The organism is Streptosporangium fragile (assembly GCF_039534445.1).
Taxonomy (GTDB): Bacteria; Actinomycetota; Actinomycetes; order Streptosporangiales; family Streptosporangiaceae; genus Streptosporangium; species Streptosporangium fragile.
The window spans coordinates 168405-180384 of sequence record NZ_BAAAVI010000006.1; the positions used below are offsets into that span (position 1 = coordinate 168405).

Sequence of the window (11980 nt, forward strand, 5' to 3'; positions counted from 1 at the left end):
ACTTTCGTTTTTAGCTGATCGTCCGGGGTCGCCGTTGCGGCTGGGCCGTTACGCGTGCTCCCGCCGGAGCGCCGTGCGGGCCGGACGAGTAACCCGATGGCGGGGACCGTCTGACGGGAGCGCGGCGGGCCGCCTGCCGCCGTGTCCGTCGCGGGATACGCCGTGAACAAGGAGATGGACGTTGGAAGAGCAGCTCAGCCGGTACCGGGAAGCGGTTGATACGCACCGGGAAGGTGCCGAGACCGACCCGGCGGGACACCTGCCGTACCTGGGGCATGCCCTGTCGGAGCTGGGCAAGGCGCTGATCGAGCTGGAGCGGTACGACGAGGCGCTGTCCGCCTTCCGGGAGTCCGTCGACGCCCACCGGCAGTCGGTCGAGATGGACCGTGACCCGCACCTCCTCGGACTCGCCCCCGCCCTGATGGAGCTGGGCGGGCTGCTGGACGCCCTGGACCGGGACGAGGAGGCCGTGACCGCGTGGGAGGAGTCCGCGGCCCTCTTCCGGGAGCTGGCGGCCGCCCCGGAACATCGGGACGACGCCCGGCTCCCCCGGCTGCTGGACGCCCTGGGCACGGTGCTGAACGGGCTGGGCTGGGCGCTGTTCGGCCTGGGCCGGTACGACGGGGCCATGTCCGCGTTGCGGGAGTCCGTCGACGTCCGGCGCGGGCTGGCCGCCGCCGACCCGGAGAACTTCCTGCCCGACCTGGCCGAGTCCCTGAACAAGCTGGACGCGGTGCTCACGGAGCTGGGCCGGTACGGCGAGGCTCTGCCCGTGATCGGGGAGTCCGTCGCCGTGCATCGGCGGCTGGCCGAGGCCGGGTCCGGCCGGCCCACGTACGAGCTGGCCCTCGTCGTGGGCGAGCTGGGGGTGACGCTCATGGAGGTGGGCCGTCTCGACGAGGCGGTGCCTCTGCTCCGGGAGTCCGCCGGCACCTTCGACGAGGTCCTGGCCGCCCAGCGTGACCCGTACAGCCCGCAGATCCTCGCCATTCACGAGGGCAAGGGCTCGGCGCTGTCGAACCTGGGCCTGACGTTGACCAAGCTGGGACGGCTGGACGAGGCCGCGACCGCGCTGGAGGAGGCCGTCGCCTACTACCAGGTGCTCGTCCCCGCAGACCCCATGCGCCACCTGCCGGGTTACGCCCGCGCTCTGATCAACCTCGGCAACGTGCGCTCGGCGCAGGACAGGATCGATGACGCTCTGAAGGTGCTTCGCGAGGCCGTCAGCATCCGCCAGGAACTGGCCAAGGCCGATCCGGAGCGTTTCATGCTGGACTTCGTCCGCTCCATGTGGAGCTTCAGCGTCCTGCTCCTGCAGGCGGAACAGTTCGGCGATGCCGAGGTCGTCGCGTCGATGGCCGCGTACGAGTGCCGTACCTTGACCGAGGTCGACCCGGGGCGTTTCCTCCCCGAACTGGCCAAGGTGCTGCACAGCCTGGAGTCGGCGCTCGTGGCGCTGGAGCGTTTCGAGGATCTCCCGGCCGTCGAGGAAGAGGCCGTCGCCATCCACTGGGAGCTCATCAAGGTGGACAGGGAGCGTTTCCTCCCCGGACTGGCCCGCTGCCTGTCCAACCTCGGCCTGACGTACGACAGACTGGGCCGGCCCGGTGACGCCGTGCCCGTGCTGGAGAAGGCCCTGTGGGCTCATCAGGGACTGTTCCTCCTGCGGCCCACGGCTCACCTGGACGACTGGCTGCACGCGTTCCATCACCTCGCCGAATGCCTGACCAAGGTCGGCAGGCACGACGAGGCCGCCCGGCTGCTGGAAAGCCGCGGTGGTACGGCGTGAGGTGAGCGCCGGGGCATGTGAGCAACTTCGAGGAGAGAGATCATGACGGGCTCCGAGACCGGCTGGGCGACCGCCGTCGCGCGAATCGCCGGGTGCCTGCGCGACGGGACGACCACGCTCGACCTGTCCGGGTTCGGCCTGAAGGCATTGCCCGAATCGCTCGGCGACCTCACCCACCTGACCGAACTCAACCTGCGCGGTAACCGGTTGACTGCGCTGCCCGAGTCCTTGGGAAGTCTCACGGCCTCCAAGATCTTGACCTGCGGAACAGTCAGCTCACCGTCCTGCCGGAGTCGCTGGGCGACCTCTCGGGCCTGACCAGGCTCGATCTGGAGAACAATCTGCTGACCACGCTGCCCGAGTCGCTGGGGGTCTCACCGATCTCTATGGGCTCAACGTGCGGAACAACGAGCTGACCGTGTTGCCCGGGTCGTTGGGAGGTCTCACCAGTCTCGGAAAGCTCGATCTGCGGAACAACCGGCTGACCGCGCTGCCCGAGTCGCTGGGGAGCCTTCCCTGGCTCACCTGGCTGAACGTGCGTGGTAACCAGGTGACCGCGCTGCCCGAGCGGCGCAGGGACCTCTCCGCCGCCGAGGTCGCCTTGCAGGTGTTGCGCGCCCGGTTGCGGGAGCTGTATCGCGACAGCGGCCGGGCCTGCACGACCTGGCCGGTGCGGATCAACGAGCAGTCGGGCGAGGCGGACATGGTCGGTCCGACCACGGTGCACACGGTGTTGCACTGCCGGTTTCTGCCCAGCTGGCCGCAGGTGGAGCACCTGGTGCGGGCGCTGGCCTTCCATCCCGGCGGCCACCTGCTGGCCACCGGCGGCGCCGACGGGACCACACGACTGTGGGTCCGGGCACCCCACGAGCCGTAGTGGACGATCGCGTCTCCGGCGGGGCGTCCGCCGCCGGTGGCGCGCGGATGGCAGTGACGGCACCGCGGTACGGCCGGTCACCGGTCACCGAGGCGTCGGTTGCCGGGGTGCCGGACGCGGTACCCACGTGGCGCCGGGCGGCGCGCGCCGTACGCTCGGAGCATGAAGATCGCTGTCATCGGCCTGGGGGACATCGCGGAGAAGGCGTACCTGCCGGTCCTCGGCGCGACACCCGGGCTCGACCTCCACCTGTGCACCCGCGACCGCGCCACGCTCGACCGGATCGGTGACGCCTACCGCGTCGGGCACCGGTTCACCTCGGTGGCCGACGTGCTGGAGGCGGGGGTCGGGGCGGCCTTCGTGCACACGGCGACCGGGGCTCATGTGGAGGTCGTCGAGCCGCTGCTGCGGGCGGGCGTCCACGTCTACCTGGACAAGCCGATCGCCTACACCTTCGCCGAGTGCGAGCGCCTGGTGCGGCTGGCGCGCGAGGCGGAGCGCTCGCTGTTCGTCGGCTTCAACCGCCGCAGGGCCCCGTCCTACGCGGCCCTGCGCGAGCTTCCCCGCGACCTGGTGGTGATGCAGAAGCACCGGGTACGCCACCCCGACGACCCGCGGATCGTCGTCTACGACGACTTCATCCACGTCGTCGACACCCTCAGGTTCCTGGTTCCCGGCGAAATAAAGCACACCGGCATCCGGACCCGGGTCGTCGACGGCCTGCTGGAGCACGTGACGCTGGAGCTCTCCGGTGACGGTTTCGCCGCGTTCGGCATCATGAGCAGGGTGAGCGGCAGCGCCGAGGAGACCGTGGAGGTCATGGGCGGTGACGTCAAGCGCCGGGTGGTGAACCTGGCCGACGTGATCGACCACTCCGGCGGCGAGACCCTGACCCGCCGCGGCGACTGGACCCCGGTCTCCCGGCAGCGCGGCATCGAGGGCGCCTGCCTGGAGTTCCTGGACGCCGTCCGCTCCGGCACCGTCGTCGACGCCGGAGACGCCCTGGTGACCCACGCGATCTGCGAGGACGTCGTCGCCGCCTGCGCGGCGGGGGAGACCTCGGCCGGGTACGACCCCGTCTGAGGGCGATCGTCAGGGCGGGCTCGTCCCGGCCGGTCCCATCCGCGGCACGACGACTCGACGGTGCGACGGCGCGGTGGGTCAGCGCTGGGCCAGGTACTCCCGGCCCAGCGCGCGCAGCCGGTCGTGGGCCGACTCGTAGACGGCCGGTCCGCCGAGGACGGACTTGGGGAGCCGGGCGACCATCGTGTAGTTGGTGTCGCAGACGTTGCCGACCGGGGCCTCGCCGATCTGGCTGACCAGCTGGTAGGCGTCCAGGACGTCCAGGCCGGTGAGGTAGGCGGCCCAGGTGACCAGGTCGTGCTGGCTGATCCGGTAGGCGTCCTCCAGCGGGCGGGCCGAGCCGGTCGACATGAGGTGGGTGTCGTCCTCCATCCGGGGCCACGGGGTGATCACACCCTTGATCAGCTCCACCGCGACGACGGTGTTCATCGCCGCCTCGACGGCCGTGCCGCACACCTCGCCGTGCCCCTGGCGGGCGTGCCCGTCGCCGATCGCGAACAGTCCGCCGGAGACGTTGACCCCCAGGTAGACGGTCACTCCGGCGCGCAGCTCGGGGGAGTCCATGTTGCCGCCGTGGGCGTCCGGGGTGATGGTCATCCGGGCCTCGGACGCCCCGGGCGCGACGCCGACCGTGCCGTGCATCGGGTCGAGCGGGAGCTCCGCGGTGAAGTCGCTCCTGCGGGCGTGGTAGCGGACCACCCCGGCGGCGACGTCCACGTCGTAGAGCCAGACGACCTCGTCCAGCGGTGGGGTCAGCATGGCGGTGGTGTGGGTGCCGGTCAGCGCGCCGAAGTGCGGGAACGTGGTGGAGACCGCCCAGTCCCTGGCGGGTTCGACGGAGACGAGGTGCAGCGCCAGCGTGTCGCCGGGTTCGGCGCCCTCCACGTGGAAAGGGCCCGTCACCGGGTTGAGGTAGGGGAAGTCGCAGACCCGCGAGGGCAGGTCGTCGACCGAGGTGACCCGGCCGGCGAAGCAGTCCTCGGTGTACATCTCGACGATCGTGCCCGGCTGGATCCCGGCCACGGCGGGCCGTCCGCCGAAGGTGTAGGCGAGATCCTCGGGCTTCGGGCGGTAGGAGACGAGGTTCATCGCGCACCGCCGTGGTGATCGGGCGCACCGGACGGTTCCGGGGCGTCGGTGAGCCCGGCCAGGGTGGGCCGGTGGCCCGACGCGTAGGAGACGGCGAGCAGGACCAGTCCGATGCCGAGCCAGAGCAACCCCAGCGTCTGGGCCGCGATGCTGGCGTTGATCACGACGTAGACGAGGATCGCGAAGCCGATGACCGGGGCGATCAGGTGCCGCCACCAGTCGCGGCTGCCGCCGCGTACGACGTAGTGGACGACCACCGAGACGTGCAGTGCGAGGAAGGCGCTCATCGCGCCGAAGTTGACCAGGCTGCTGATCAGCGGGATGCCGTCCTCTCGGGTGGTCAGGTAGAGGCCGACGACCAGGGAGATGGCGGCGACCATGAGGGTGGCGTTGACCGGCACCCGGTGTTTGGCGTCGACCCTGGCCAGGAAGTGGGGGAGCTGGCGGTCGCGGGCCATGGCGAACAGCAGGCGGGAGGTGGCCGCCTGGGCGACAAGGGAGTTGGCGAAGCCCCAGGCGATGGCGGTGGCCACCGCGGTGAGCACCCCCAGCCAGGGACCTCCCGCGAACGCGGCCATGTCGTAGAAGGCGCTGCCTTTCGGGTCGCCCTCGGCCAGCAGCCGGCTCCGGCCGGGGGTGAGCAGCGCGGCGACCCAGGTCTGGGCGATGAACAGCACCCCGGCGAGGACCAGCGCGGCGACCATCGAGGCACCCAGCCGCCGGGCGGTCTCCCGGCTCTCCTCGGCCAGCATCGAGATGCCGTCGAAGCCGAGGAAGGACAGGACCGCGATCGAGACCGCGCCGAAGACGAGCGGCCAGGAGAACGTCGAGGGATCGAACAGCGGGCTGAGCGCGCCAGCCTGCGCCCTGCCCCGGGCGATGGCGGCCAGTCCGATCACGATGAAGATCGCCAGGACGATGAGCTCGCCGACCAGCATGATCTTCGTGACCCGCGCGGTCATCTGGATGCCCGCGTAGTTCACGATCGTGTTCAGCGCCACGAACGCCACCAGCCATCCCCAGACCGGAATGAAGGGCACGAACGACGCCATCGCCGCGCTCGCCACGAGGTAGAGCAGGGCGGGCACCAGCACGTAGTCGAGCAGGATCACCCACCCGGCCAGAAACCCGACGGGGACCGCGATGCCACGGCCGGCGTAGGTGTAGACGGAACCGGCCATCGGGAACGCGCGGGCCATCTGCGCGTACGACAGGGCGGTGAAGGCCATCGCGACCATGCCGATGGCGTAGGCGAGGGCGACCATGCCGCCGGAGGCCTGGAAGACGCCGCCGAAGATGCCGAACGGCGCGATCGGCACCATGAAGATCAGGCCGTACACGAGCAGGTCGGTGAAGCTCAGGGACCTGCGGAGTTCCTGCTGGTAGCCGAACTGCTCAAGGGAAGGCTCGGTGGTCACGGCACCGCCTCCTCGAAGAGGGCCTCTCGAAGTAGGTGCAGCCGTACCCAGGGCCCGGGGCTTCATGGGAAAGAGCCTTCACCGAAACCTTTGCCGGAAAATGACGGGGCCGGAGCCGGGCGCCGTCCAGCGCCCGGTTCCGGCCCGCCGAGGTGCCTCCGGGCTCAGCGCATGCGACGCGGGTCGTCGTCGACGTCCCCCTCGACGTCGATGCGCTCCTTGCGGACCTGCCCGGAGACGGTCTGGTTCTCGGTGACCTCGTCCTTGGTCATCCGGACCTGCTCGACCGGGACGGTCTCGGTGGTGACCACCGGCCGCTCCTCGTGCAGCGTCACCTCGTGCTCGGACTCGGTGATCTCCGGGCCGCTCATCGCCTGGTCCAGGTTGGCCTCGGTGATCGGCTCGCGCTCGATGCGGACCTCCTCCCGGGTGACCGGTACGGTGACCTGCTCCTCGTCGGTGACCACGTACTTGCGCAGCCGCGCCCGGCCCGTCGTGTGGGTCTCGGTGCCGGCCCGCAGGTGCTCCTCCGACCGGGTCATCGCGTCGCCGGACGTGGTGCCGCGGCCCGTCATGGCGGTCTCGCCGGCCATCGCGTCGCCGGCGAGGGTCTCGCCCCCGCGCCCGAGGCGTTCCTGCTCCCGCAGGCCGCCGGTGTGGGCCCAGCCGCTCTCGCCGGGCTCGTTGGCCTGCTGCCAGGCCTCCTCCCAGCTGAGCTCGTAGTAGCGGTAGAGTTCGCGCTCCTCCTCCGCCGACAGGTGCCCGCCCGCCTCGACGTCGACGTTCGGGGCGTTCTTGATGCGGGCCTTGTCGTAGCCGACCTCGACGTGGTCCTCGACCACGTTGGCGTCGCGGATCGGGACGAAGGTCTCCTTCATCCCGAAGAAGCCGGTCTTCACGCACAGCCACTCGGGGCGGCCGGTGGCGTCGTCGAGGTACACGTGCTTGATCTCGCCGACCTTGTCGCCGTCGCGGTCGTACAGCGGGTGGTCGATGACCATCGGAATCTGCTCTCGCGTGATCATGCTGTCTCCTTCCAGGTGAAAGCCTCGACTGCCATACCGCGAGAGACGTCCGGAAAACCAGACTTAGTGGATAAAGTGCTCAACTCCTGATAAATAGCATTTTTTCTGGCGGGGTGAGTGGCCGGCCGCCGCCCGATAACCGGGCGGCGGTTTCACGGCCGCGGGCCCCGGGCCCCGGCCCGGGGCCGTACGGGCGCGGGGCCGCGGGAACCGAGAGGTTCAGGAGCACAGGCCGCGCAGGCGGTGAGCCTCGGCGACGCGGCCGACGCCGATCATGTAGGCGGCCTGGCGCAGGGTGATCCCGTGCTCGGCCGAGACCGCCGAGATCGCGGCCACGGTCTCCGCCATCAGGCGGCGCAGCCTCGCGCCGGTCTCGTGCGCGCTCCAGGAGCAGGCCTGCAGGTTCTGCACCCACTCCAGATACGAGACGATCACTCCGCCCGCGTTGGCCAGGATGTCGGGGACCACGACGGTGCCCGCGTCGGCGAGGATCGCGTCGGCCTCCGGGGTGACGGGGCCGTTGGCGGCCTCCACGACCAGGCGGGCCCTGATCCGCGGGGCGTTCTCCGCGGTGATCGCCACCTCCGGGGCGGCGGGGACGAACACGTCCACGTCGAGCTCCGGCAGGTCCTCCGGGGGCAGGGCGTCGGCGCGCCGGTGGCCGCGCACGCCGCCGCTCTCCTCCGCCCAGGCCAGCAGGGCGTCGACGTCCAGGCCGGAGGCGTCGGCCACGGCCCCGGTGCCGTCGGAGACCGCGACCACGCGGCAGCCCGCGCTCGCGAGGTGGCGGGCGGCGGAGGCGCCGACCCGGCCGAAGCCCTGGACCGCGACGGTGCGGCCCTCGGGGGAGCCGGGCAGGGCCTTCAGCGTGGCGATCGCCAGGCCGCGGCCGGTGGCGTCGGCTCGCCCGCCGGTCGCCAGCCCGCCCGCCATCCCGGTCACCGTTCCGGGTGCCGGGTAGCCGCCGGCCGAGTAGCCGTCCAGGATCCAGGCCATGGCCCGCTCGTCGGCGCCGGCGTCGGGGGAGGGGATGTCCTTCTCGGGACCGATGACCGGCAGGATCTCGCCGACGTAGCGGCGGGTGAGCCGCTCCAGCTCGCGTCCGGTCAGCTCGGCCGGGGCCACGCGGAGGCCGCCCGCGGCGCCGCCGTACGGGATGCCGACCAGCGCGCACCTCCAAGTCATCGCCATGGCCAGCGCGGTGGTCCGGTCGATGTCGGTGCCGGGGTGGAAGCGGATGCCGCCCATGGCCGGGCCGCGGGCGGTGTTGTGCTGGACTCGGAAGCCCTGCACCACCTCCATCCGGCCGTTCTCGCGGCGGACCGGCACCGAGACGCTCAGCGAGCGGCGCGGGGTGGCGAGCATGGTGCGCAGGCCGTCGTCGAGGCCGAGGCGGCCGGCCGCCTCGTCGAGCCGGAACAGCGCGGAGTCGAGGGCCTGCCGGCCCGGGGGGACGATGGTCGCCGGCGTCGTCGACGGCACCGTGAGCGTCATGAAAGAAACCTCCGTACGTTGAGCGGAGCGCCGTTGCTCCGCTCGGGGCGGTTAGCCATGATCAGGTTAGGCGCGGTTCTTTGCCCGCAGGGGAGGACCGTGTTTCGTTCTGGTGACTGACCTTCATATGACCGACTTTTGGGTGTTCCCCCGCTTCTGGGGGGATGTGGTGTTATCAAGGTGAGCTTCCGGGCACTCTGCGGGGAATGCGCCAATATGGCAGTTCCCGGGTGGGGTGCCCGCCGTTGTGGAGTGGCTGAGGGGATGGACGTGCCGGAACTTGTCGTCGGGCCGATGCTCCGTTATGTGGATGAGACGAGCGCGTCGGTGTGGCTGGAGACCAGTGAGCCGTGCGAGGTGGTGGTCGAGGCCGGCGAGGTGCGTTCGGCGGCGCGGACGTTCACCGTGCACGGCCACCACTACGCGCTCGTCGACGTGGAGGGCGGCGGGACCTACCGGGTCACCCTGGACGGGGAGACCGTCTGGCCGTTGCCGGACCACCCGCCCAGCCGTATCCGTCTCCTCGGTCCCGGCGGACCGAGGAGGGTGCTGTTCGGCTCCTGCCGGACCAGCGTGCCGCACGACACGCTCCACACCCTCTCGCACGGGGTGGACGTGCTGCGCGCCTACGGCTGCAGCCTGATGGAGCTGCCCGAGGACCGCTGGCCCGACCTGCTGCTCCTCCTCGGCGACCAGGTCTACGCCGACGAGCCGTCCGCCGGCATGCTGGAGTTCATCAGGAACCGCAGGGACGAGGAGCCGCAGGGCGAGGTCGTCGACTTCGAGGAGTACGCCGAGCTGTACCGGCAGGCGTGGACCGATCCGGAGATCCGCTGGCTGCTCTCGACCGTGCCCACCGCGATGATCTTCGACGACCACGACCTGCGGGACGACTTCAACACCTCCGCCACCTGGCGCGAGCAGATGGACGGGGTGCCCTGGTGGCGGCGGCGGGTGGTCGCCGGGCTCGGCGCCTACTGGGTCTACCAGCACCTGGGCAACCTGTCGCCCCGGGATCGCGCCGCGGACGAGGTGCTCACCAAGGTGTGCGCCGCGGAGGGCGACGCGGCCCACATCGTCGACGCGTTCGCCGAGCACGCCTACCAGGTCCCCGCCGACAGCCGGTGGAGCTATGCCCGGGACCTCGGCGACACCCGCCTGATCATGCTCGACTCCCGGTGCTCCCGGCAGCTCGACCCCGCCGACCGGCGCATGATCGACCCGGTGGAGTGGGAATGGCTCACCGAGCAGCTCCGCCGGGATGGCGCGGAGCGCTTCGTGATCGGCTCGTCGGTGCCGTTCCTGCTGCCCGCGGGCATCCACCACATCCAGACCTGGAACGAGGCCCTGGCCCGGGGCGCGTGGGGGAGGACGGCGGCCCGCTGGTCGGAGGTGCTCCGTCAGGCGGTCGACCTGGAGCACTGGTCCGCCTTCCGCCGTTCCTTCGACGACCTGTCCAGGCTGCTGGCCGGGCTCGGCAGGCCGGTGATCATCCTCTCCGGCGACGTGCACTACTCCTACGTCGCCAAGGCGAACAGGCTCCCCATCTACCAGCTGGTGTGCTCGCCGATCCGCAACCCGCTGAGCCGCACCCTCCGCCTGGCCAACATCGTCGCCCAGTTCGGCATCGCCACCCTGGTCGGCGGCTGGGTCGCCCGCCTGGCGAGGATCCCCAGGCCCCTGTTCAAGTGGCGGATCACCAACGGTCCGTGGTTCTCCAACGCGATCGCCGTCCTGTCCCTGGGGGACGGTTCCGTCTCGGCCCGCTGGGACACCGCGACCGCCACCGAGGTCTCGGAGATCACCACGGTGGAGCTGCCCGAGGTCTCCCCGGCCCGCTAGAGGCCGGTCGGGCGCCGGTCACCGGTCGGGCGCCGGTCGGACGCCGGTGCGGCCCGCGCCCCGCCGGGGGCACGGGCCGCACCGGGAGATCCCGCGCCGGCTCCCGCGGCCTCCGCCGCCCGGGTCAGCCGGAGAACTCCGCGAGGGCGGCGGCGAGCTGCTCGACCGCCCAGGCGAGGTCCTCCTCGGAGACGACGATCGGCGGGGCCAGGCGGATGGTCGAGCCGTGGGTGTCCTTGGCCAGGACGCCGCGGCGCATCAGCGCCTCGGAGACCTGCCGGCCGGTGGCCAGGGAGGGGTCGATGTCGACGCCCGCCCACAGGCCGCGGCCCCGTACGGTGACCACGCCCTTGCCGACCAGGCCGCGCAGCCGCTCGTGCAGGACGGCGCCCAGTTCCCTGGCCCGCGCCTGGTACTCGCCCGTGCGGAGCAGGTCGATGACCGCGCACGCGACCGCGCAGGCCAGCGGGTTGCCGCCGAAGGTGGAGCCGTGCTGGCCCGGCTTGATGACGCCGAGCACGTCCTCGTCCGCGGTGATCGCCGAGACCGGGACGACACCGCCGCCCAGGGCCTTGCCCAGCACGTAGATGTCCGGCACGACGCCCTCGTGGTCGCAGGCGAAGGTGTCGCCGGTGCGGCCGAGGCCGGACTGGATCTCGTCGGCGATCATGAGGATGTTCTCCGCGGTGCACAGCTCCCGCACCTGGGTGAGGTAACCGTCCGGCGGCACCAGCACGCCGGCCTCGCCCTGGATGGGCTCCAGCAGCACCGCGACCGTGTTGGCGTCGACGGCCTCGCGGATCGCCTCGATCGAGCCGTACTTCACGACCCTGAAGCCGGGAGTGTACGGCCCGAAGCCGTCGTGGGCGTCCGGATCGGTGGAGAAGCTGATGATCGTGGTGGTGCGGCCGTGGAAGTTGTCCTCCATCACGATGATGTTGGCCTGCTCCGCGGCCACGCCCTTGACCTCGTAACCCCACTTGCGGGCCACCTTGATGGCGGTCTCCACGGCCTCGGCGCCGGTGTTCATCGGCAGGACCATGTCCTTGCCGGTGAGGTCGCCCAGCCCGGCGGCGAAGGCGGCGAACTGGTCGTGGAAGAAGGCGCGGCTGGTCAGGGTGAGCCGGGCCAGCTGCGCCTGCGCCGCCTCGATGATCTTCGGGTTGCCGTGTCCGAAGTTCAGCGAGGAGTAGCCGGACAGGAAGTCCAGGAACCGCCTGCCCTCCACGTCGACGACCCAGGCGCCCTGCGCCTCGTGGATCACGACGGGGAGCGGGTGGTAGTTGTGCGCGCTGCGGCGCTCGCTGAGCTCGATCAGCTCGTTCGTGCTGGTCATCCGTTACTCGCCGTTCCTTGGTGCTCT

General features: G+C 71.2%; 11 protein-coding genes and 1 pseudogene. 7 read left to right on the forward strand and 5 right to left on the reverse strand.

The window, feature by feature from the left end; translation table 11 throughout:
* The first annotated feature begins 181 nt into the window (after positions 1 to 181).
* The 6 genes and pseudogenes from ABD841_RS06395 (at position 182) to ABD841_RS06415 (ending at position 3749) form a co-directional block, all read left to right on the forward strand.
* Entirely contained in the window at positions 182 to 1789 is a 1608-nt protein-coding gene (locus tag ABD841_RS06395; RefSeq protein ID WP_344968805.1) for a tetratricopeptide repeat protein, read from the forward strand.
* 42 nt (positions 1790 to 1831) lie between these two features.
* Positions 1832 to 2107, forward strand: a complete 276-nt coding sequence (locus ABD841_RS06400; RefSeq protein WP_344968807.1) for a hypothetical protein — start codon at positions 1832 to 1834, stop codon at positions 2105 to 2107.
* Positions 2086 to 2205 (forward strand): hypothetical protein, encoded by a 120-nt coding sequence (locus ABD841_RS40760; protein ID WP_425581952.1) that lies wholly within the window; start codon positions 2086 to 2088, stop codon positions 2203 to 2205. Before ABD841_RS06400 ends, ABD841_RS40760 begins: the two co-directional genes overlap by 22 nt.
* Positions 2184 to 2327, forward strand: a pseudogene (locus ABD841_RS06405) (leucine-rich repeat domain-containing protein); the annotation flags it as partial. The gene ABD841_RS40760 and the pseudogene ABD841_RS06405, both read left to right, overlap by 22 nt.
* 165 nt (positions 2328 to 2492) lie before the next feature.
* The gene (locus ABD841_RS06410) at positions 2493 to 2666 is read left to right on the forward strand and encodes a WD40 repeat domain-containing protein (RefSeq protein ID WP_344968865.1); all 174 of its coding nucleotides are present in this window, start codon (positions 2493 to 2495) and stop codon (positions 2664 to 2666) included.
* Positions 2667 to 2828: 162 nt separating this feature from the next.
* Complete coding sequence (locus ABD841_RS06415) at positions 2829 to 3749, forward strand: Gfo/Idh/MocA family protein (RefSeq protein WP_344968809.1); 921 nt, start codon at positions 2829 to 2831, stop codon at positions 3747 to 3749.
* 78 nt (positions 3750 to 3827) lie between these two features.
* Here the strand turns inward: ABD841_RS06415 and ABD841_RS06420 are convergent, their stop codons facing one another.
* The 4 genes from ABD841_RS06420 to ABD841_RS06435 form a co-directional block, all read right to left on the reverse strand.
* Positions 3828 to 4838: an acetamidase/formamidase family protein gene (locus tag ABD841_RS06420; RefSeq protein WP_344968811.1), complete on the reverse strand. Its 1011-nt coding sequence runs from the start codon at positions 4836 to 4838 to the stop codon at positions 3828 to 3830.
* Positions 4835 to 6256 (reverse strand): APC family permease, encoded by a 1422-nt coding sequence (locus ABD841_RS06425; RefSeq protein ID WP_344968813.1) that lies wholly within the window; start codon positions 6254 to 6256, stop codon positions 4835 to 4837. Before ABD841_RS06425 ends, ABD841_RS06420 begins: the two co-directional genes overlap by 4 nt.
* 164 nt (positions 6257 to 6420) lie before the next feature.
* Complete coding sequence (locus tag ABD841_RS06430; RefSeq protein ID WP_344968815.1) at positions 6421 to 7281, reverse strand: DUF2382 domain-containing protein; 861 nt, start codon at positions 7279 to 7281, stop codon at positions 6421 to 6423.
* 219 nt (positions 7282 to 7500) lie between these two features.
* Positions 7501 to 8775, reverse strand: a complete 1275-nt coding sequence (locus ABD841_RS06435; protein WP_344968816.1) for a Glu/Leu/Phe/Val family dehydrogenase — start codon at positions 8773 to 8775, stop codon at positions 7501 to 7503.
* A 264-nt stretch (positions 8776 to 9039) separates the two neighbouring features.
* Here ABD841_RS06435 and ABD841_RS06440 point away from each other — a divergent pair, with 264 nt between their 5' ends.
* Positions 9040 to 10617, forward strand: coding sequence for an alkaline phosphatase D family protein (locus tag ABD841_RS06440; protein WP_486389202.1), 1578 nt, complete (start codon positions 9040 to 9042; stop codon positions 10615 to 10617).
* A 124-nt stretch (positions 10618 to 10741) separates the two neighbouring features.
* Here ABD841_RS06440 and rocD read toward each other — a convergent pair whose 3' ends face one another.
* Positions 10742 to 11953, reverse strand: coding sequence for an ornithine--oxo-acid transaminase (gene rocD / locus ABD841_RS06445; protein WP_344968820.1), 1212 nt, complete (start codon positions 11951 to 11953; stop codon positions 10742 to 10744).
* Between the last annotated feature and the right edge of the window lie 27 nt (positions 11954 to 11980).